Below are 21738 nucleotides of genomic sequence, written 5' to 3'. Positions count from 1 at the left end.
GGGCAGACTAACCAGTCGGTATGTCCCAGCGGAAGTCTCTGTTTCCCGCCACGGCCGGGCACGTTCCGCAGCGGGCCGCGGAGCATTAGCGTGCCCACGACACACATCGGGTCCACCACTGTTCACGGAGGTGTGCGCATGGCTCTGTCGAGACGCGTTCTGCTGGGGCACCTGGCGGCGACCGGGGCGGCCGCGGCGGCGGTCACCGCGGGCCCGGGCTCGGCCCAGGCGGCCCCGCACGACGGCCGGCGGCGGGTGCGCACCGGCTTCGACCGCCTGGCCGCCGACGGCTACCGCCTCCTGGACGGCCACCGGGTCGGCATCGTCACCAACCCCACCGGCGTCACCCACGACGTGCGGCACGTCGTGGACGTGATGCACGCCGACCCCCGGGTCCGCCTCACCGCCGTCTTCGGCCCCGAGCACGGCTTCCGCGGCACCGCCCAGGCCGGCGGCTCCGAAGGCCGCTACGACGACCCGGCCACCGGCCTCCCCGTCTACGACACCTACGACAAGAGCGGCCGGGAACTCGCCGACGTCTTCACCGCCTCCGGCGTCGACACCGTCGTCTTCGACATCCAGGACGTCGGCGCCCGCTTCTACACCTACATCTGGACGCTCTACGACTGCATGGTCGCGGCCGTCCTGGCCGGCAAGCGGTTCGTGGTGCTGGACCGCCCCAACCCGGTGACCGGCCGGCGGGCGACCGGCCCCGTCCTGGACCGCCGCTACGCCTCCTTCGTCGGCCGCGAACCGATCGCCCAGGCGCACGGGATGACGGTGGTGGAGCTGGCCCTGCTCTTCAACGGCGAGTTCGTCCCCGCGGCGGCCGGACGGCCGGTGGCGCTGGACACCGTCACGATGACCGGCTGGCACCGCACCGACTTCTTCGACGCGACCGGCCTGCCGTGGGTGCCGCCCAGCCCCAACATGCCGACCGCCGACACCGCCCTGGCCTACGCCGGCACCTGCCTCTTCGAAGGCACCAACCTCTCCGAGGGCCGCGGCACCACCCGCCCCTTCGAACTCCTCGGCGCGGACGGCCTGGACCGCCACTGGGCCGAAGCCGTCACCGAACTCGCCCTGCCCGGCGTCCACTTCCGCGAGGCGTACTTCGCCCCCACCTTCTCCAAGTTCCAGGGCAAGACCATCGGCGGCCTCCAACTCCACGTCCACGACCGCACCACCTTCGACCCGATCCGCACCGGCCTCGCCCTCCTGACCACCGCCCGCCACCTCTACCCCGACTTCACCTGGCTCACCTCCCACTTCGACCACCTGGCAGGCACGGACACCGTCCGCAAGATGATCGACGCGGGGGCGGAGGTGGAGGAGGTCGTCGATACCTGGGAGGAGGGTCTGCGGGGGTTCCGGGGGGTTCGGGGGAGGTATTTGCGGTATGGGTAGGGGTGGTGGGGCGGCCATCCTCCTGGGGCAGGGAGTCCAACTGGCCGTGATCAAGGAACTCCTCGGCCACGCCCACATCGGCGCCACCACCGGCGGCTACGCCCACGTCCGGCTCCACCTCTAGCGCCAGGCTGTCAACACCCTCGGCAATGTCCTCGGCCCAAGCGACGCCCCCGATGCCCCACCCAACGCAGCCGTCGTCCGCTGACGTTGCCGTCAACTACTGCCGTCACCTCCCCCAGACACCCCGCCAGATAGCAACTGACGGAGCATCAGATTCGCTCGGGCGCGCACGCCTGACCCGAAGTCAGCAAGTGGCGAGATCTACGCGGAATTCACGCAATAGCCCCACAATGGAATCCAGAAAGGCATGATCAAGAAATTCTTGAGACGCCTGAAAGTTCCGCCAAATAATCCTCGCCGGAGGCCCCTCGCCGAAACTCGAAGAAATACATTCCGCGAGAGCGTCAAGATTCGATCCAAAGTAACCGCCCGGACCATTTACCGCCTCACCCAATGCGCAGTAGAACCCCGACTTCGTGGAAATTTGCTCACCGTCCAAGTGGACGACATCCTCCATTCCATAGCGGGCAGCCCTACGGTTCGAAGCGAACCAAGAATTCTGAACAACGTGCAGCCACGCGCTCTGATAGTTCGCTGGCCACCGAATCCATTCAGCCTTCTCCAGGGCGATCCCTGATGCCCAACGCGGCCAAATTCTCTCAGCTTCAGGATACTCGCAGCGATTACCAAAGAACCGGCACGCGACTCGCGAAATATTTCCGCCCGGCTCCTCTACATCCGTATCGCCGAGCACAACCCGACCAATGAAGTACTCACCAATCTTCTCCCGTTGGCGATTCATGACTGCCATCACTGCATCTTCGACCCTCCGCCTACCCTTCTCGACCTCACGGGGCCCGAGGAAGGCCACTTCCGACGACTCTTCTTCCGGGTCGACAAAAAATCCCTCTACTCCCTCAGCGGCAACAAGCACCTCCCCGGACTCTTCATCTGATACCACGTACAGCGGAAAATCCACCTTGCCCACTACAGGCAGTTCGCCAGCCATATCTAATCCCCAAACCGGAACTGGTGCAGCGACAATCAAGTCACTGCACCAGTTAACCAATAGAGCTACTAATTCCACCCCGAGTCAGGGAAATGGGGTGCACTGAAGCGTTGAATCTTCGTGTAATGCGTGGACGTCCAGCCGTACACCTTGACGCCGTTCGGCAGCTCCTTTTCCAGGATTCTGTCAGTTTCGGGCCTGCCCGGCACGCGGTACTCCTTGGAACCTGCCCACCACGGGTGTTCACGTCCCCCGTACGTGTCGTGCGAAGGAATCTGCCCTGCCTTCACGTCGTCGTAGGCTGAAGCGATCTTGTTATTCATCCCCCTGGGAAGGGGATCCGACAGCTTCCCATTGGGGCAGTTGCTGTTGTGAACCAAGACCGGTGTCTGACCAGCGAGCACATAGTACGTGTGCGTGCCCTCGATGGTCAGGTCGTGCGTCTGCTGCTGCTTGCCGAAGTGACGAACCGCGACGACCTTGACCACCGCACCCTCGGGGGTGCGAAGTTCGGTGCCCGGGCGGAGGTCGCCGGCGTTGATCCACTTCTTCTTGTCGACGGACCAGAAGGGATGGGTGTCGGTGGCGATGATGCTGGAGTCGCCGGAGGGGGTTTTGACCGTCAGGTCGGTGAATTGCTTGTCGTCCTTGGTGACGATGGTGGCTACTACGGCGCGGGTAGTGGTCTTACCGGTTTCGGGGTCGGTGGCTATGACCTTGTCGCCGGTTTTGACGTCTTCGATGCGCTTCCGCTTGCCGCTCGCGAGGGCGACTTCAGTGTCGGGGAGGAAACTATGAGCGCAATTTCTGAGCTTCCCCGCAATCGCGCCTTCAGCACCACCACTGGGGAAGCTACCGCCATCCGCTCCGCCGGTGATGAGGCCTGCAACGCCTTCCGCGCAGAGCGGCAGCGCTGCAAGGCACTCCGGGAGTACCAGGCCCGCTATCGGCGCGATGAGCACACCACCACCGAGCACACCGGCGACGACCAGCCCCACCTTCTGCCACGGCGACAGGGGAGGGCGATGTGCTTCCACGTTTTCCGGGTAGCTGCCGGCCACAAGCCTGGGAGCAGCCCCCTCCGAGGGTGCGCTGGAGGAGACCCCGCTTGCAGAGCAGTTGGGGTTCGTCCCCATCGCGTAATAGCACGTCGGGGTTTCGCGCTTGACGGCAGGGCCGTTGTTGGGCGTGTGGCAGTTGGGGAGAATGCATGACCCCGGGCCCGGGGTCCAGTCGCGGGTACCGGAAAGACGTTGGCCGCCGCCCTTGTTCTGGACGACGCCGTAGCCGCGGCCGTCGTCGCCGGCGAACATCTGGCCGCTGGGGTCGCTGAAGGTGGTGGGGTTGTTGTTGCTGTAGGTGTAGCCGTTGAACTGTTGGGGATCCGCCAGGTCCATGAGCGGGTCGACCGACAGGAAGCGGCCCGTGTCCGGGTCGTATTCGCGGGCGCCGAGGTGGGTGAGGCCGGTGTCGGTGGTGTCGTTGGTGCCGCCGACGAAGGACTTGGTGCCGGGCCAGGTGTCGGGTTGGGCGCCGCGGGGGCCGCCGAAGGGGAGGGCGCGGCGTTGGGTGAGGGCCTGATTGGCGGTGTTGACGGCGAGTTGGCCGGTGCCCTGGTGGTCGGCGAGGGTGACGGTGTAGGTGCCGCCGTCGGTCAGGACGGCCTGGTTGCCGCCGCCGAGGGGGATGTAGCGGGTGCCCTTGGGGGTGTCGGAGCCCTTGTCGAGGGTGACTTCGGTGTGGTCGCCGAGGGTGAGGGTGGTCTTGGTGTCGGTGCGGGTGATGAGGCGGTTGCCATCGGCGTCGTAGAGGTAGGCGGTGGTTTTGGTGCCCTTGTCGCCGGCGGGTTCGGTGACCTTGGCGAGGTGGCCTTCGGCGTCCCAGGTGAGGGTCTGCTTGTCGCCGTGCAGAGTGCGGGTGGTGGTGTTGCCGGTGGGGTCGTAGGTGTAGGCGGAGGCGCTGGTGCCGGTGGGGGCGGTGGTGTCGACGGCGGTGAGGGTGTGGGGCTGGGGAGTGCCGGGCTTGGGGTAGGTGTAGGTGCTCTTGGTGTCCTTGGCGGCGTCGCCGGTGGGGTCGTGCTCGGTGCGGGCGGTGCGGTTGCCGGCGAGGTCGTAGCGGTAGGACTGCCAGTACGGGGCGGGGCCGGCGATGAGGTTGCCGGCGGGAGCGGTGGCGCAGGTCCTGTCGGACTGGGTCCAGGCTTCGGTGAGGCGACGCAGGTGGTCGTAGGCGAAGCACTGGGTGTCGGTGCCGGAACGGGAGACGTCCGAGAGGGACGTGATGTTGCCAGCGGGGTCGTAGGCGTAGGTGGCGGACTTGTCGACGCCGTTGACGTCCTGACGGTCGACGCGGGAGTTGGAGAGGCGCCGGGTTCCCCACTCGTAGGTGTTGGTGACCTGGGTGGGTTTGCCGGTGCTGGTGCCGATCCGGTAGGTGAGGGGCTGCCCGACGAGGTTGTAGGTGGCGTCGGAACGGATGCCGTCGCCGAAGACGGAGGTCAGTCGCAGGGTGTCGTTGGCGTAGGAGTAGTTCCAGCCCTTGCCGAGGAGGGTGCCCACCTGGGACATGCTGCGGGCCTTGGGCAGGCCGTTCGTGTAGTAGGCCGTGGTGGCCTCGTAGGTGCCGGCGAGCTTGCCTTCCGAGTCGGGGATGACCACGGAGACGCGCTGCGGCCGGTAGAGGGTGTCGTACTGGGTGGTCTTGGTGGTGTAGGGCTTGCCGTCGACGTAGCGGGTGGACTCGGCGAGTTGGCCCTTGGACTTGGCGACGGTGTCGTAGACCCACTTGGCGCGGAGGGTGCCGTCGGCGGTCTTGTCGTGGAGTTCGATCTTGCGGCCGAGGCCGTCGTAGACGGAGGCCAGGGCGGCGCCGTTGGCGTCCTCGGTGGTGGTCAGTTGGCTGCGGTCGTCGTAGGTGTTCTTCAGGACGCCCTTGTCGGGGTCGTCGGCCTGGATCTGGTTGCCGCGCTGGTCGTAGGCGTAGCTCCAGTTGTTGCCGGCCGGGTCGGTGACCTGGGCGAGCTTGCCGGCGGGGGTGTAGGTGTAGCGGGTGGTGTCGGCCGGGGCACCGGCGTCGCGGGTGTGGTGTTGGAGGAGTTGGGTGGTCTGGCCGCGGGCGTCGATGACGGTCGTGGTGGCGGTGCCGCCCTCGGGCGGGATGACGGTGGTGCGGTCGCCGCCGTAGGTGGTGCGGGTGACGGCGAGTACCTTGCCGCCCTCGCCGTTGCCGGCGACCTGCCGGGACTCGGTCTCGCGGCCGAGACCGTCATAGGTCTGCCAGGTCTGGGACTCCACGCCCAGCGCGTCGGCGGGCTTGAAGACGTCGCGGGCCGGGGCGCCGGTGCTGTAGTAGGGCGCGAACGCCTTCGTGGCCAGGCCGCGTTCGTCGTAGAAGGTGTCGCTGATCAGTCGTCCGCCGTCGGGGCCGGGGGCCTGGGTCTGGCGGGTGCGCAGGTAGCCGTCGTACAGGGTGTAGGAGACGAGCTGGCTGGTGCCGGTCGTGTTGAGGGCGCGGGTGGCGACGGCGGTCGGCTTGCCCTCTTCGACGTAGTAGTCGAACTGGTAGGTCGGGAGGGCCGTGGAACTGCGGTCCGGCTGCCACACCTTGGTTGAACGGCCCAGGGCGTCGAACGCCATCACGGTGCGTTTGCCGTTGGTGTCGACGGTGGCGGTGGGCAGGCCCCGCAGGGGGTCCAGTTCGGTGACGGTGGTCTGGGCGGAGAGAGGGTCCGCGGGGTTGGCGGGGGGTGTGGTGGTGAGGGTCTGGGTGGGGAAGCCGGTGGCGGGAGTGTAGGTGGTGGTTGTGGTGCGGCCGTCGGTGCGGGGGGTGCGGGTGGGGGCGCTGGTGCCGATGGCGGTGACGTCGGCCGTGAGGTCGGTGGTCTTCTGCGGGCGGCCGTAGTCGTCGTAGCCGGTGGTGGATTCGAGGTAGGTGGCGGTGGTGCCGTCGTGGCTCTTGAGGGTGGCGACGGCGGTGGGATCACCCTTGGTGGGGGCCGCTCCGTAGGCGCCGGCGTCATAGGCGGTGCGGACGTCGGAGAGGACGTCCTTGGCGCGGTCGGGGCTGGTGCCGCATTCGGTGGCGACGGTCTCGACGCGGGCGGGCAGGGTGAGGATGTTGCTGTCGGTGTTGGTGGCGTAGGTGGTGCGGGTGCAGCGGTCGTCGTCGGTGGTGGCGTCGTCGCCCCGGTCACTCACCTCGGTGACGCGGCCGGCCACGGTGTCGTAGGTGGAGGCGGTCGTGGTCGTGCGCCACTTGGCGCCGGCGCCGTCGTCGAGGGAGGTGAAGGCGCGGGCGCTCGCGGTGCCGCTGAAGTTGGCGGTGACGGTGCCCCAGTCACGGACCTTCTTGGCCGTCTCGTGGTGCCAGGGCCGGCTGACGGTCTTGGCCAGGACCTTGCCGCCGGGCGCCGAGTAGGTGACCGTCTTGTACGCGAACCCGGCCGCGGAGGCGTCGTCGGTCAGGGGCTCGCCCTCACCGTCGGGCAGGGTGACGCCGACGGCCTTGGTGCCGCCGCCCGCGCTCTTGCGGTCGCCGTCCATGCCGCGCAGGAAGTAGGTGTCCTGCTGCGTCTTCATGGCGTCGGCCGCGGTGCCCTGGCCGCCCGTCTGGACGCGGACCTGTCCGTAGCCGCGCCACTGGGACCAGGTCTTGAACTTCTCCTTGGTCAGGCCGTCGTCATCGTCGTAGTGCCAGGCGGCGTCGCCGAGGTAGCCGTAGCGGGTGACCTGGTCGGGCGCTCCGCCGGTGCGGTCGGTGGTGGTGACGGAGGTGACGACGTACTTGTTGAACCAGGACTGCTCCATGTCGTCGCCGGCACTGCCGCCGATGAACTGCGGGAAGCAGCGGGTGGTGTTGGACTCGGGGGTGGGCAGGCTGGCGAAGGAGCAGGCGGGTTCGGAGTAGTTGACGCTGAGCTGGCCGCCGTATTCGTCGGCGACGTGGGAGAGGCGGTCCTTGACGTAGGGGGCGTAGCCGTCGCCGGTCTTGTCGAGGCGGTTGGCGAGCTGGGTGTAGGCGAAGGTGGTCTTCGGCAGGGTGATCGGGGTGGCGGCGGTGCGGCCGGTGTGCTGGACGGAGTCCAGTTCCAGCTGGTAGTCGACGTCGGCCTTGCCCCAGCGGTGGGTCAGCGCCCAGGAGTCGACGGGGGTGAGGACGCCGCCCTTGAGGACCTCGGTGCTCACGCCGGTCAGGCGCTTGCGGGTCCAGAAGGTGGGCGAGAACCGGCCCTGGTCGCAGGCGGTGCCGGCCTTGCAGTTGAGGTCCCAGGGGGTGTCGTACCAGTAGAAGCTCTTGGCGTCGATGGTGTCCGCGGCACAGGTGACGCCGGTCTCGGGCAGGCAGCGTTCGGCGCTGGTGAAGGTGACCTGGGCGAGCGGTTTGCCCGTGTAGAGGTCGCCGGCGGAGCGGCCGTACTCGATGCGCTTGAGGGAGCCGCCGCGGGTGTAGGCGGTGCCGCTGTCCTTGTCGAGGTCGCGGCCGTAGGTGTTGGTCTCCTTGTCGTAGTAGTAGGCGATCGCGCTGCCGTGCGGGTCGACGACGTAGTCGAGGTTCCAGCGCCAGGCCTGCTGGCACCAGGAGTCCTTGAACGTGGCCTTGTTGCAGGGCTCGCCACTGTTGTTGCCGAAGACCGGGGCGGTCCAGGTCGCGTCGGTGGTCTCCTTGCCGGTGGCCCAGCCGGGGAGCTTGTGGTAGCCGAAGTAGTAGCGGGTGCCGGTGGTGTCGGTCAGTTCCCAGTACTCGTTGTCGTTGTCCCCGTTGTCACGGTCGGCCGAGGTCAGGCGCTTGATGCGGGTGCCGTCGTCGGTCTGGAGCTTCCACTGGTCCTTGCCCGCGGGGACCAGTTCGCCGGCCCGGCCGTTGAACGACAGGAACGCGTTGTCGTAGGCCCAGCACAGGTCGCCCGGCTTGTTGCCGTCGGCGTGCTTCTCGCCGTCGTCGGAGCAGGGCTTGTAGCGGCGCTCGATGTAGCCGGGCCACATCTCGAAGCCGTCCCCGGCCCAGGAGCCCTGGTTGTTGGTGCCGCCGGTACGGCCGTCGATGGCGCCGGAGGAGTACGACAGCCCGACCTTGGGCTTGAGGCCGCCGGGGACCTCGGGGACCGGCATGTCGTAGGACCAGGTGAAGTCACCGGTGTTGAGGCTGGTGTTCCAGGTGGCGGAGGGGGCGAGGCTGGTGGCCTTGTAGTCGCCCTTGACGCCCTTGTCGTCACCCACGGCGGCGAGGACGGTGGGGGCCCCGGACCGCATCGGGACCGCGGCGGCGGTGAGGGTGTGCCGCTCGGTGTCGTTCCGCGTCGCCAGCGGGGTGGACGTGCGGCAGGCCGGCTTCTCCGGGGTGGTCACCGCGCAGGCCGGCAGCTCCACCAGGCGCAGGCGGGAGGCGTAACCGCCGCCGTAGGCTCCGGCGAAGGCGGTGTAGTCGAGCCTCGCCCGTACCGGGGCGGGGCGGGCAGATGCCGCGGCGGCCTCCCCCGCGGGTCGCAGGGTGAACAGCATGCCGTCGACGCCTGCCCGGCGGGCCTTCGAACGCTCCAGCACGCGGACGTCGACCGTGTCCGGTGCCGCGGCACCGGCTGCCGCCCGGCCCTTGGCCACGGCGGCCGGTCGCTGCCGGGCGGGGGTGAGCGTCAGCGGAAGGTCCGTACCACCGTCGCCCGAACTCTTCGACGGCGTTGACGTGGCAGTCCCCGCTACGGGCAGGGTCACCGTGCCGGGCTCGGGCCACGCGCTCTTGGGCCGCTCCTGCGGGGTCCTGGGTCCCGCGGAGAGCTTGCGGGGCTTGACCCGCAGGCCGTCAGCCCCCGGGACGGGCCGGCCCGGATCCGGGCGGCTGGCCGACGCCCCGGACGTCCCCGGCTGCGCCGCCGGGGACAGTGCCGTCAGCAACGAGCCGGTCAGCGCCGCGGCGAGTCCCACGGCGAGTCGACGCCGCAGGCGTCTGCGTCGGAAGAAGAGCTTTCCGTTCATGTTCCGTTCCCACCCCTGGTCGCCGTCCGGGCATGCGGATGCCCGGGTGACGGCGTTGAAGGAAAATTCCGATCGGATGCGGTGTGCGGAGCTCCGGCCCCGCACACCGCGGTGCGTCAGACGGGGCCCGGTACGTCGGGCACTTCGGTCGGCAGCCCGGTCCAGGCACCGGCCATCCTGGCGACCTAGACCGTCGCGTCCGTGCCGGGTTCGACCGCGGACAGTCCCCCTGCGGCGGTCTTCTTGACGTCCATCCCCTCGGTCGCCAGCTTCAGTTCGAGCCGTGCCAGTTCCGGACTGGACGCCGCCTGGGCCGACTTGACGACCAGCAGCTGGGTGAAACCGTCCGCCTGCGCCCCCATCCGCAGGTCCACGTCCGGCAGCACGTCCGGATAGGTGGCCGTCGCGCCGTCCGTCACCGGCGTCGGCAGCTTCCCCGGCCAGGAGAGGGCCAGTTCGCGTCCGGCACGGCGCATCCGCACCAGGGGGCCGTCGCCGCCGCCCGAGAAGGCCAGCCCTACGGAGGTGGCCTTCGGCGCCAGCGTCCCGTCGGTCTGCCGGGCCAGGTCCGTGTCGATGTCCTGCCAGCGACCTTCGATCCGGGTGCGCACGGGTCGGAGGTACTGGCGGGCCTGCAGCTTGCCCTCGGGTGTGGCGACCACGTCCACCGACTCCCCGCGCAGGGAGGCGACTTCGACCTCCTTGCCGGTGCGCTTCGCCTGTTCGAGCGCGGCGTCTTCGGTGGGCGCCTGGGATGCGTCCGCGGGCGTGGTGGGCTGCGCGGCACGGGCCGTGGGGGCGGCGTGCGCGGCGGGGGCCGCCGGCCCGGAGAGCAGGCCGGCCGTCAACCAGCCGGCCGCGCCGACCGACAACCACCGGTACCTACGTCTTCGCCCCACCCCAACAGACGACATGATCGCCCCACCCCCCGCTCACAAAGATGAAAATTCTCTGAAGAAGTTGTGTGCGGGAACGTAAGGGAGCGCCAGCCCCGCTGGGAAGCCCCGGCAATCTCCCCTCGCATAGCGAAAGCGGCATTTCGGATGACGGAGGTGCGTGATCCGCGTCACTACGGTGCGGGGTTGTACGCGTTCAAGCCGTAATCAGAGCGGAATCGCGACATCGCGGGCCGCACGCACCACCCCACGGTCACGGCCGTCACCGGACGCGGCACCCCACGCGTCTCACCATCCGGGACCCCCCACCCCCTCCATTGACTGCCCCCTACACCAACCATGAGAGTGCGGCTCGTGCACAGTGACGCGAGATCAGCAGCAGGGAAGACGGCGGCGGTTCCGGAGGGGGAGGGGGTGGGCGGGGAGAGCCTGCGGCGGGTGGCGGTGGCCTCGTTCATCGGGACCGCCATCGAGTTCTACGACTTCTACATCTACGGGACCGCGGCCGCCCTGGTGCTCAACCAGGCGTTCTTCCCGACCCTCGACCCGGTCAACGCCACCCTCGCGTCGTTCTCCACCTACGCGGTGGCTTTCGCCGCCCGGCCGTTGGGGTCGGTGGTGTTCGGGCACTTCGGCGACCGGGCCGGGCGCAAGTCGGTGCTGGTCGCGTCGCTGTTGTTGATGGGCCTGTCCACGGCGCTCGTCGGACTGCTGCCCGGTTACGGGACGTTGGGGATCTGGGCCCCGCTGCTGCTGATCCTGCTGCGGTTCCTCCAGGGGATCGGCCTGGGCGGCGAGTGGGGCGGGGCGGCGCTGCTGGCCGTCGAGCACGCGCCGCGCGGGCGGCGGGGCCTGTACGCCGCGTTTCCGCAACTCGGTCCGTCCGTGGGGTTCTTCGCGGCGACCGGGGTGTTCTGGCTGCTGTCCGACGTGATGAGCGACGCGGCGTTCCGCTCGTGGGGCTGGCGGGTGCCGTTCCTGTTGTCGTTCCTGCTGGTCGGCGTGGGACTGTTCGTCCGGTTGAAGATCAGCGAGACGCCGGTCTTCGCGAAGGTGCGGGACGCCCAGGAGGCCAGCAAGGTGCCGGCCGTGGACGTGTTCCGGCGCCACCCGCGGGAGTTGCTGCTGGGCGCCGGCGGCATGGTCATCGCCTACGGACTCTTCTACACCGCCACGACCTACTGCCTCTCGTACGCCACCGGCACCCTCGGCCTCTCCCGCACCACCATGCTCGGGCTCTCGCTGGTCGCCTGCCTGTTCCTGGCGGCGGGCACCTGGCTGGCCGCCACCCGCTCCGACGGCGTCGGACGCCGCAAGCTGGTCCTGGGCGGCTCCGGGCTCGCGGCGGTGTGGGGGCTGGCGCTCTTCCCGCTGCTGGACACCCGGCAGCCGGTGCTGATCGCCCTGGGCATCGGCGGTGCGCTGTTCTGCATGGGCGTGGTCTACGGACCGATGGGCGCCTACCTGCCGGAGCTGTTCGGGACGACGGTCCGCTATTCGGGCGCCTCGCTCGCCTACAACCTCGGCGGGGTGCTGGGCGGGGCGGTCGCGCCGCTGGTGGCCACCCGGCTCCAGGCGGCGTTCGGCTCGGCGTCGGTGGGCTGGTACGTCACCGCGATGGCGCTGGTGTCGCTGGCGTGCGTGCTGGCGCTGCCGGAGACCCGGGAGCGCGAACTCCTGGGCTGAGCCGTCCCGCAGGGGCCGCTCAGGGCCGGAGCCACCACCGCTCGCTCTCCCACGAGAGCGCCTCCCAGAGGCGGTTGAGCGGGTGCTCCGGCCCGTAGGAGGCCCGTTCGCCGCGCCGGGTGAAGACGCCGACCAGGACTTCGGTGCGGGGGCCGACGTCCCCGGTGACCTCCAGGGTGCGCAGGCCCTCGGCCTCCGGGAGGTGACCGTCCGACGCGGCCTCCCCCAGCCCGCGCGTGACCAGCATCGCGCCGCTGACCACGCCCGAGCGGAGCAGCTCGAAACCGTAGTGGGCGGCTTCTATTTCGGCCGCGACGGTCAGTTTCTGGCGGTAGTCGCTGCCGTACCAGGCGGTCAGGAAGCGGTCGATGAGTCCGCCGGTGGAGACCACCAGCGGCAGCCGCGGCAGGTCGGCGGCACGGAACGAGCCGCCGGGCAACCGCTCCGGCGGCAGGTTCGTCAACAGCGACAGCCCGCTGCGCCGCCACTCCATCACCTCGTACGGGGCGAGTTGGGCGCTCTCCTCGCCCTCGGTGACGACGACGCTGCCGCAGACCAGGTCGAGTTCCTGGGAGCGCAGCTTGGTGAACAGGTCACCGGTGCGGACGTGGGTGATCTTCAGGTCGACGCCCTCGCGGTCGAAGTCCCCGCTGACGTACTCCACGGCGTCCAGGAGGAAGCCGAGGGTGTAGCGGGTGGTGCCGACGGAGAGCGTGCGGCCGAGCCGGCGGCGGGCGTCGTGGACGCCCGCTGACCACTCGCCGAGGGTGCGCCGGGCGAGTTCGACCAGGGCCTCGCCGGTGGCGGTGAACAGCGCGTCACGCCCGCGGCCCTGCTTGAGGACCAACTCCTCGCCGCACAGCGCCGCGAAGGTGCGGTTCATGGTGTCGAGCTGCTTCTGCACGCTGGACTGCTCCCGGCCCAGCCGGCGGGCCGCCGCCAGCGCGGTGCCCGCCTCGTGCACCGTGATGAGCGTGCGCAGCTGGTCCATCGTGGTGTCGAGCAGCTCCGTCGGGTACTGCCGTTGCCCCGGGTTCCACTGCGGACCTGACACGACCATGCGCCCCTACTCGCTTTCCCTTCCCCCAAATTCAGGAATGAGCAGCATAGCCGCCCCGGAAAAGCCATCCGGAGACCACCGGGGATTATCTGTGGATTTCTTCCAGAAAATACTGGATGCGTTTGCGGTACCCGTGGAATGGTCGGGCCGATCCCGCACCGCACAACCACGTTCTTCACAAGGGGAGTTAGGTTCGCGACCCATTCCCGGGCCGCCCTCAAGGCGATGACCGGGCCGGCCTGGGAGGCCCTGGTCTGGTGCGACCTCCCGCCGCCCTCGGTCACCGCGGCGCCCCTGCCCGCACTGGCCACCGCGGTGACGGCGGCGGTGCTCGCCTGGCTGCCGCCCAACGGCCGTTACGCGGAACAGTTGTGGAACGGCATGCGGAACGCGCCGGCGCCGCAGCCGACCGCCGCGGTTTCCGGCTGACGGCGGAAAAACGGAAGGGAAATGCGACACGGCCCCGGGGTGTGGACCCCGGGGCCGTGTCGCTCGTGTCGCTCGTATCGCTCGTGTCGCTCGTATCGCTCGTGTCGCTCGTATCGCTCGTGTCGCTCTGCGGTGGCCGCCCGGTCGTTACCTATGGGCGGGGAATTCCACCACCTGCTGGTAGGTGGGGCGGTTCTGCCAGGTCATCTTGTCGTGGGTCAGACCGCCCACCGCGCGGTGGATGATCGAGTCCGCGCACCACTGGTCGCCGGCCTTGCAGTTGTCGTCGCCCGGGTAGACCTGGGCGGCGGTCTGCGCGTCGGCCTGCGCGAGAGTGGTCAACAGCGTGTCCCGGCAGGCGGAGAGGTCGCCGCCGCCGCAGTAGCGGACGGCGAGCGGGCCCTGGACCTTGTCGCCGAGCACCGCACGCAGGTCCTTGTCGGCGTAGCTCCACCAGCCGTACTGGAAGGCCGACCCGGCGTGCGCCCCGGTGGGGCCGTGGCCGGCCGAGGGCGACTCGTCGATGGCGAGGTTGGCACCCAGGGCGTCGTAGAGGTCGGTGCCGAGGCCGGGCCGGAAGACCTCCTTGACCATCAGCGGCCACCAGGCGTCCATCAGCCGGACCGCGTCGGAGTGGGCGTAGGCGTGCGAGCCGGGGGACGTCTCGCGGCGCTGGGCGCCGTCCTTGCGCCAGGCGTCCAGCCGTTGGATCGCGGTCCGCAGCGCCGGGTCGGCGACCGGCTTGCTGCCCAGGACCCGCAGCATGTCGGGCAGCACGTCCTCGCCACGCAGGTCGGTGAGGGCGGCGTCGGCCATCGCCCGGGTCAGGGACGCCCGGGTGACCCCGCCGTCCGCGGTCAGGGCGCGCACCCGGTCGTCGAGCAGGTTGGCGCGGTGCACGGAGCCGTTGCCGAAGCCGGCCGAGTCGTAGTCCTTGGCCTGCTTGTTGTTCCAGGAGACGTAGTAGTCCTGGTCGATCGACTGCGGGTGCTGGGCGGGCGGGGTGTAGGCGGAGGTGTTGGTGGTGGGGTCGAAGCCCTTCCACTCGTAGGCCGGGTCGGCCTTGACGGGCAGCGCCGGGTCGACGTCGGGGTTGCGGACCGGGTTGAGGCCGCTGTTGTAGTACGCGATGTCGCGGGAGTCGGCGTAGAACCAGTTGAAGGCGTAGCCGATGTGCTGGGCGGCCTGCTGGAAGCTCTTGGCGTCGCGGACGTACGACGGGTCGTTGAGCATCTGGAAGCCGATGATGGAGTCGGCCTCGTGGCGGTAGGTGGAACGCAGCGCGGTGTAGGCGACGGGCTTGCCGCCGACGGTGGCGCGGTGCGTGACGACGCCGTACCGGGTGCGGAAGACCTGCATCCGGTACGAGCCGGCCGCGGTGGGGTCGGCGATGGTGGGCTTCCAGGAGTTGGTGCGCTCCAGCTTCTCCATCGGCAGGCACCGGCCGTGGTAGCGGTAGGAGGTGGAATCCTTCGTGGGCTCCGAACCGTCCGCGTTGCACAGGTCGACGGCGTAGGTGTCGGTGATGTCCTGACCGGCGGAGGTGGCGCTCCAGGCGTAGTCCTGCCCGCGGCCGAGCTGGACGTACATCCCGACGCCGGCGAACGACGCGCCGCGGGCGCTGATGCCGGGCCCCTGGATCTCCTGGAGCATCAGCAGCTGGGGCGCGAAGTAGCCGGTCTGCGGGCCGAAGACGGCGACCGGATGGCCGCTGGCGGTGTGCTTGCCGGAGACCAGCAGGGCGTTGGACATCCCGCGGTGCTGGGTCGGGTCGAAGCTCCCCTTGGGCAGCACGCCGTCCTTGAAGAGGCCCTCCAGCTTCCGGTACTTCTCGGGGGCCTTGACCGGATCGCGGGGCGGGGTGGCGCTCTTGGAGGCGGCGGCACCGGTGCGGTCGAAGACCAGTGGTTCGGGCGTGACCGAACCGCGGTCGGGCAGCGCGGTGCCCTTGGCCTTGGCGGGCTTGACGGCGTAGGGGAAGCTCTGGCCGTCGTGCAGCGTCTTGACCGCCTCGGGGTCGTTGCGCTCGCGGAAGGACTCCCAGACCTTGGTGCCCTTCTCCAGGCCGTACTTCTGCTGGGCGGAGAGCAGGGCGAGCGCCGAGGGGACCTCGCCGCCGCCGCCGTTGCCGAAGAGCCCGCCGACGACGGAGGCCAGGGCTATCAGGTCGGTGAGCTTGAACGGCTGGATCTCACCGGCGTTGGTGATCGCGTTCACGTGACCGGTGACGACGTACTCGCCGGGGAAGTAGCGGCCCTTCTTGGACTGCTCGCGGTAGGCGTTGATGCCGTCCACGTACGCCTGGGCGTCCGCCATGGCCTGTTTGCCGCGCTCGCCGTTGTCGTTGCGGATCGCGTCGACCTGCGCCTGGAGGTCGGCCTCGGTGTACGGGGCCGAGGGCCAGAACTGCTGCTCCAGGCCCTGGTTGGCGGGGGCGCCGCCGGCGAACGAGGTCAGCTCGCCGCGCCCGATGTGCCGGAAGAGGTCCATCAGCCAGAGTCGGTCCTGGCCCGCGGCGTAGCCGGCGCCGTACTCGGTGCCGTAACGGGTGGTGCCCTTGATGTGCGGGACGCCGGTCTTCTTGTCGCGGGTGATGGTGACGTCCGGACGCGGGCTGCTCACCGAGGCGACCTGGTCCTTCGCGACGCCGAAGGAGGCGTCGTTGAAGAAGTCGGTGAGGGTGTCGTCGGTGAGCGAACGGTAGCCGCCGGCCAGTGCGTTGTAGGGGGCGATCTGGTCGGTGGTGTGCGGCGGGTGGGTGCCGAACAGCTTGTTGCCGAGGATCTGCATCAGGGTGGCGTTGCCCGTCGCGCCCGGCGGCAAGATGTCCGCGCACTGGCCCTGGCAGTAGTCCTCGGAAGTCTGCGGTGCGGCCGCGGCCGCGGTGGGGGGCGGTGCCAAGAACGTGGCCCCCAAGGCGAACAGGGCCGCGGTGGCGGCAGCCCTGAGCCTTCCGGTACGTCGTCGCATTCCTGCTCCTCTAGGGGTCCCCCTGCCCGTGAGGGCTCGGGGAAGAGTGGGCCGGACGTTACCGTCGGTTACTCGTTACCGGAAGATGAACAACAGTCACCTTTTCGAATTCCCCACAGCGGGCAGGCGTTACGGCCGGACACCCCGGCACATCGCCGCCCAAAACCGCAAAAGAATTCGATGGATCCAGGCGGCGGCCGGGTACGTCCATTCCCTGTCCAGTCGGGATCCTCCTCGGAGGTGGAAGCACCATGGCCGGTTTCAGAGCCCTCGCAGAACAGGTCCGCAACCCGCGGCTCGTCACCGTTCGACGACGCACCGCCCTGCGCAAGTGCTTGGAGCGCTTCGCCCCATACGGGCACCGCGCGACCTGGCACCACCTGTGCACCAGGGCCGGGTTCGCCATCCAGGACCGTGACCCGGATCCGGCGCGGCTGGTGGCCGCGCTGGCCGAGCTGGAAGAGGCACGCGCCCTCTGGCTCGCCTACGAAGAGGAGTTCGCCGCCCGGCGCCGCCGCGAGAAGCACGACGGCATCCGGCAGCCCGGCGCCCTCGACGCATGGCACCGCCGCACCTGGGGCGGCTACGACATCGTGCCCTGCGCCTCCCCGCAGCGGCACCCGGCGGCCCGCCTCTCCGAGGTGCTGCACCGCATGATCGCGGCGATGGAGGCGGGACGCCCGCGCCGCGACTGCCCGGTCTGCGGCTGCACCCGCTTCGCGTGGGTCCCCGACCCCGACGGCGACCCGGGAACCGGACCGGCCTGCCGCGACTGCGGAGTGCTCGCCCCGACGGCCGTACTGGCCCCGGAGGCGCTGCACACCGCGGCCGGACAGCCCCTCACGAACGCCTTCGCCGCGGCCTGACGCCCCCTGCGCACCGCACCGTTCACCCCGTTCGTGCACGCCTGTCAGACCCTCCTGCCATCATCGACGACATGCTGCAGATGCTTCAGGTGTGTCTCAACGGCGCGCGAACCGGGGCCGATTCGGGCGCCGTGCCGCTCTCGCCGGCCGCGCTCGCCGACGCCGCGCGGCAGGCGGTCGCGGCCGGCGCCCAAGACGTGCACGTCCACCCCAAGACCCCGTGCGGCCAGGACTCCCTCTCACCGCGGGTGGTCGGCCCCGTCCTGGAAGCAATACAGGAGGCGGTGGACGTGCCGGTCGGCGTGACGACCGGCGCCTGGGCCGAACCCGACCCCGAACGCCGGGCGCAACGCATCGCGTCCTGGACGGTCCTGCCCGACCACGCCTCGGTCAACTGGCACGAGGACGGCGCCGAGGCCGTCGCCGAGGCCCTACTGGCCCGCGGCGTCGGCGTCGAGGCGGGCATCTGGGCCGGCACCACGGCCGCCGCACGCTTCGCCACCTCACCACTCGCACCCCGCGTGCTACGGGTGCTCGCCGAGGTCATCGACGACACCGACCCCACCACCGCCCCCGCCACGGCCCGGACCCTCCTGGCCGAACTGGCCCGCGCACCACACGGCCGCCCGGTACTGCTGCACGGCCACGACGGCGGCACCTGGCCGGTCCTCCAACTGGCCGACACACTCGGCCTCGCCACCCGCATAGGCATCGAGGACACCCTCCTGCTCCCCGACGGCACACCAGCCACCCACAACGCCCAACTCATCACCCACGCCGTGAAACTGACGAGCGCCGCGTGCCCCTAGGCGGGGCGTCTTCCCACGTTTTCGGCGTTCCCGCCGTGGGGGTTTCTGTTCGCGCCTGCGGCGCGGGGCCGCTGCGCGGGGCGTCGTCGTACGTCTCCGGCTATCCCGCCGTGGGGGTTTCTTTTGCGCCTGCGGCGCGGGGCCGCTGCGCGGGGCGTCGTCGTACGTCGCCGGCTGTCCCGCCGTGGGGGTTGCCGTTTGCGCCTGCGGCGCGGGGCCGCTGCGCGGGGCGTCGTCGTACGTCGCCGGCTGTCCCGCCGTGGGGTTTTCTGTTTGCGCCTGCGGCGCGGGGCCGCTGCGCGGGGCTTGTGGGGTGCGGTGTCGGGGGTGCGGGTGGTGGGGTGAGTGGGGGTGCGCCCGGCAGGGTTGGTGCGGGCACGTTGGTGAGTGCTGGCCAGGCGGCGGACCACTCGCGTTGGGCCCCATTCAGCCGTTTTTCCACCCACCCTCAACGGGAGGTGGCGGGCCGGAGGGGGTGGTGTGCAGGACGTAAAGCGCAGCAGTCCTGCACACCACCCCCGCAGGCCCGTCACCGCACCCAACAGCCCCGCGCAGCGGACCCCGCCCGCCGCAGGCGCAACGGCGAGAAAGCCAACACCCCACGACGAAGCCCCGCGCAGCGGCAACGCGCCGCAGGCGCAACGGCGAAAACCCCCACGGCGGGACAGCCGACAACGCCCGCGCCGCCAGGCGCAAACGCCAACCACCACGGCGGGAAAGCCAACAACGTGGGAAGAAGCCCCGCGCAGCGGCAACGTGGGAAGAAGCCCGCGGCCGTGGGTGGCTGTCCCGTTCGCCTAGGGCCTTTGCTGGGCGGGCGGCACACTGAAGCAACTGTTCACGGGCTGATCGCCGGAGGGCGCGCGTCTGCGCGCCGGTCCGTCCGGCGCGTGCGGCACCGGCCGCACGGGCCCCGACGAGAGGGTGGACGTCCATGGCCGAACTGCACGATCTGACCGCGCTCGAACAGGCCGCGGAGATCCGGTCCGGGGAGTTGTCCCCGGTCGAGCTCACCGAGCATTACCTCGCGCGGATCGACCGGCTGGACGACGTGCTGGGCGCTTTCCTCACCCGCACGCCGGAACTCGCCCGCAAGCAGGCCGCGGAGGCCGAGGGGGAGGTCGTCGCGGCCCGTCGCCAGGGGCGGGCGCTGCCGCCGCTGTACGGCGTCCCGGTGCCGGTGAAGGACCTCAACCGGGTCGCCGGGGTGCGCTGCACGATGGGTTCGGCCGCGCTGGCCGACCACGTCCCGGACGGCGACGACCACGTCGTCACCGCGCTGCGCCGGGCCGGCACGATCATGCTGGGGAAGACCAACACCCCGGAGTTCGGGCTGCCCTGCTACACGGAGAACGCGCTCGCCCCGCCGGCCCGCAACCCCTGGGACACCGCGCGCTCGGCGGGCGGCTCCAGTGGCGGCGCGGCCGCTGCGGTGGCCGGCGGGCTGGCGCCGGTCGCGCACGGCAGTGACGGCGGCGGGTCGATCCGCATCCCGTCGTCGCTCTGCGGGCTCTACGGCATCAAGCCGAGCCGCGGCCGGGTCAGCGCCGGTCCGCTGCTGCACGACGTGACGGGCCTGAGCACGTCCGGCCCGTTGGCCCGTACGGTCGCGGACGCGGCGGTGTTGCTGGACGCGATGGCCGGCACCCTGCCCGGCGATCCGTATGCGGCGCCCGACCTGCCGCCCGGCGAGACCTTCGCCGACCAGGTCCGGCGGGACCCGGGCCGGCTGCGGATCGCGGTGTTGACGCAGACGCCGCTCCCGGACGTCGAGGTGCATCCCGACTGCCGCGCGGCGGTCGCGGAGACCGTTTCGCTGCTCGGTCAACTCGGTCACGAGACGGAGGAGTTGGCGCTGCCGGTGGACGAGCGGATCCTGCTCGACTTCACCCGGGTCTGGTCGGTGACGGCCGCCAACCGGCCTGTCCCGGCGGACGCCGAGGATCGGCTGATGCCGCTCTCCCGCTACCTGCGGGCCCGCGGCCGGGAGGTGTCCGGCACGGACTTCGCCGGCGCGCTGTACGCCTTCCGGGCGCTCGCCCAGGGCCTCGCCGACGGTCTGATGCCGCCCGACGGCGGGTACGACGTGATCCTCTCCCCCACCGTGGCCGCGCCGCCGCCCCCGGTCGGGGCGCTGCGCGACGACGCCGATCCGCAGGCCGAGTTCGCCGCCGTCGGCCGGTTCACGCCGTTCAGCGCCTTCTACAACGTCACCGGTCAGCCGGCGGTCAACGTCCCGCTGCACTGGAACGCCGCGGGGCTGCCGATCGGCGTCATGCTGGCCGGCCGCTATGGCGACGAGGCCACGTTGATCGCGCTCTCCGCGCAGCTGGAGGCGGCCCGCCCCTGGGCCCACCGCAAGCCGCCCGTCTGGTGAACGCAGCGCGCCCGGTGCCCCTCGGGGCGCCGGGCGCCGTCAGCACTCCTGCCGGGACGCGCAGTCCCGCACGTCCGGGGTGCAGCCCTCGGCCGCGTCGGTGGGAGGGGCGGCCTCCTGGGCCGCCCGGGTCGGCGCCGGGTTCGCGCTGCGGCGGTCGACGCGGAGCCGGCGGGCGCCGGGGCCCTGTTCGCCGAGGTTGTCGTAGGGGTTGGACAGCGCGCACTTCTCCATCGAGAGGCAGCCGCAGCCGATGCAGTCGGTGAGCCGGTCGCGGAGTTCGACGAGCTGGTTGATCCGTTCGTCGAGTTCGCTGCGCCAGACCTCGGAGAGCCGGGCCCAGTCGGCGCGGTTGGGGGTGCGTTCGTCCGGCAGCTCCGCCAGGGCGTCCCGGATCACCGCGAGGGGGATGCCGACCCGCTGCGCGGCGCGGACGAAGGCGACCCGGCGCAGCGTCTCCCGGGTGTAGCGGCGCTGGTTGCCGGCCGTGCGGGTGCTGCTGATCAGCCCCTTGGACTCGTAGAAGTGCAGCGCGGAGACGGCCGCTCCGCTGCGCGCGGAGAGCTGGCCGACCGAGAGCTCGTGGACCTTGAACGGAAGCTGGGGCACGGCGTCAACCCTACGGCCCGTGCGGTGGTTCCCCGGTGCGGTCGGCGGTCGGGGCGTTGACAGCGGGCGGCCGTCCTCGCATGCTGAGCAAGCGCTTAGTATCGCGGCTGAGGAGGCGGACGAGGATGGCAGAGCCCCGGGTGTTCGGGTCGGTCGAGGAACTGCGGGCTGCGGTCGGCGAGGAGCTCGGCCCCAGCGACTGGCTGGCGGTCGACCAGAAGCGGATCGACCTGTTCGCGGAGGCCACCGGCGACCACCAGTGGATCCACGTCGACGAGGAGCGAGCCGCCGCCGGACCGTTCGGCACGACCATCGCGCACGGCTACCTGACGCTGTCGCTGCTGCCGGTCCTGGTGCCGCAGCTGCTGCGGGTCGACAACGTGAAGATGGGCATCAACTACGGCACCAACAAGGTGCGTTTCCCGGCGACCGTCCCGGTCGGCGCGCGGCTGCGGGCCCGCGCCCGGATCGCGGAGGTCACCGAGGTGACCGGCGGGGTGCAGCTCACCACGGTGGTGACGGTCGAACGGGAGGGCGGCGAGAAGCCGGTGTGCGTGGCGGAGTCGGTCAGCCGCTTCTACCTGTAGCA

General features: G+C 70.5%; 13 protein-coding genes and 1 pseudogene. 8 read left to right on the top strand and 6 right to left on the bottom strand.

The features are described from left to right. The first annotated feature begins 138 nt into the window (after window positions 1-138). Both ACLJT4_RS23465 and ACLJT4_RS23460 read left to right on the top strand, forming a co-directional pair. The gene (locus ACLJT4_RS23465) at window positions 139-1407 is read left to right on the top strand and encodes an exo-beta-N-acetylmuramidase NamZ domain-containing protein (protein ID WP_411124838.1); all 1269 of its coding nucleotides are present in this window, start codon (window positions 139-141) and stop codon (window positions 1405-1407) included. Between the two features lie 10 nt (window positions 1408-1417). Beyond that, window positions 1418-1615: pseudogene (locus tag ACLJT4_RS23460) on the top strand (site-specific integrase); the annotation flags it as partial. A 99-nt stretch (window positions 1616-1714) separates the two neighbouring features. On the opposite strand, the gene ACLJT4_RS23455 reads toward ACLJT4_RS23460, so the two are convergent. The 3 genes from ACLJT4_RS23455 to ACLJT4_RS23445 form a co-directional block, all read right to left on the bottom strand. Next, on the bottom strand, window positions 1715-2479 hold the full coding sequence (locus ACLJT4_RS23455) for a barstar family protein (RefSeq protein WP_411124836.1): 765 nt from the start codon (window positions 2477-2479) through the stop codon (window positions 1715-1717). Between the two features lie 68 nt (window positions 2480-2547). Next, window positions 2548-9447, bottom strand: coding sequence for a polymorphic toxin-type HINT domain-containing protein (locus tag ACLJT4_RS23450; RefSeq protein ID WP_411124834.1), 6900 nt, complete (start codon window positions 9445-9447; stop codon window positions 2548-2550). 185 nt (window positions 9448-9632) lie between these two features. Next, window positions 9633-10319 (bottom strand): hypothetical protein, encoded by a 687-nt coding sequence (locus ACLJT4_RS23445; RefSeq protein WP_411124832.1) that lies wholly within the window; start codon window positions 10317-10319, stop codon window positions 9633-9635. Between the two features lie 378 nt (window positions 10320-10697). On the opposite strand from ACLJT4_RS23445, the gene ACLJT4_RS23440 reads away from it, so the two are divergent. Further along, window positions 10698-12029, top strand: a complete 1332-nt coding sequence (locus ACLJT4_RS23440) for an MFS transporter (protein WP_411124830.1) — start codon at window positions 10698-10700, stop codon at window positions 12027-12029. Window positions 12030-12048: 19 nt separating this feature from the next. Here ACLJT4_RS23440 and ACLJT4_RS23435 read toward each other — a convergent pair whose 3' ends face one another. Beyond that, window positions 12049-13089 carry a LysR family transcriptional regulator gene (locus tag ACLJT4_RS23435; protein WP_411124828.1) on the bottom strand — a complete coding sequence of 347 codons (1041 nt, stop codon included), beginning with the start codon at window positions 13087-13089 and terminating at the stop codon, window positions 12049-12051. A 225-nt stretch (window positions 13090-13314) separates the two neighbouring features. Here ACLJT4_RS23435 and ACLJT4_RS23430 point away from each other — a divergent pair, with 225 nt between their 5' ends. Next, the gene (locus tag ACLJT4_RS23430; protein ID WP_411124826.1) at window positions 13315-13518 is read left to right on the top strand and encodes a hypothetical protein; all 204 of its coding nucleotides are present in this window, start codon (window positions 13315-13317) and stop codon (window positions 13516-13518) included. A 147-nt stretch (window positions 13519-13665) separates the two neighbouring features. Here ACLJT4_RS23430 and ACLJT4_RS23425 read toward each other — a convergent pair whose 3' ends face one another. Then, complete coding sequence (locus ACLJT4_RS23425) at window positions 13666-16488, bottom strand: penicillin acylase family protein (protein ID WP_411124824.1); 2823 nt, start codon at window positions 16486-16488, stop codon at window positions 13666-13668. Window positions 16489-16739: 251 nt separating this feature from the next. Here ACLJT4_RS23425 and ACLJT4_RS23420 point away from each other — a divergent pair, with 251 nt between their 5' ends. The 3 genes from ACLJT4_RS23420 to ACLJT4_RS23410 all read left to right on the top strand — a co-directional run bounded on the left by ACLJT4_RS23420 (window position 16740) and on the right by ACLJT4_RS23410 (window position 20540). After that, a complete protein-coding gene (locus ACLJT4_RS23420) occupies window positions 16740-17354 on the top strand; it encodes a hypothetical protein (protein WP_233658080.1) in 615 nt (204 codons plus the stop codon). Window positions 17355-17434: 80 nt separating this feature from the next. Continuing rightward, window positions 17435-18163: a 3-keto-5-aminohexanoate cleavage protein gene (locus ACLJT4_RS23415; RefSeq protein WP_411125005.1), complete on the top strand. Its 729-nt coding sequence runs from the start codon at window positions 17435-17437 to the stop codon at window positions 18161-18163. A 934-nt stretch (window positions 18164-19097) separates the two neighbouring features. Next, a complete protein-coding gene (locus ACLJT4_RS23410) occupies window positions 19098-20540 on the top strand; it encodes an amidase (protein WP_411124822.1) in 1443 nt (480 codons plus the stop codon). 39 nt (window positions 20541-20579) lie between these two features. On the opposite strand, the gene soxR is transcribed toward ACLJT4_RS23410, so the two are convergent. Continuing rightward, a complete protein-coding gene (gene soxR, locus ACLJT4_RS23405) occupies window positions 20580-21149 on the bottom strand; it encodes a redox-sensitive transcriptional activator SoxR (RefSeq protein ID WP_411124820.1) in 570 nt (189 codons plus the stop codon). A gap of 125 nt (window positions 21150-21274) precedes the next feature. Between soxR and ACLJT4_RS23400 the strand changes: the two genes are divergently transcribed. Further along, entirely contained in the window at window positions 21275-21736 is a 462-nt protein-coding gene (locus ACLJT4_RS23400) for a MaoC family dehydratase (RefSeq protein ID WP_016576217.1), read from the top strand. Window positions 21737-21738: the final 2 nt, after the last annotated feature.

Origin of the sequence: Streptomyces sp. x-19 (assembly GCF_046549115.1) — a bacterium.
GTDB classification, from domain to species: domain Bacteria; phylum Actinomycetota; class Actinomycetes; order Streptomycetales; family Streptomycetaceae; genus Streptomyces; species Streptomyces albulus_C.
Note: the sequence above shows the minus strand (reverse complement) of the source record. Positions and strands in the feature narration are given on the sequence as shown.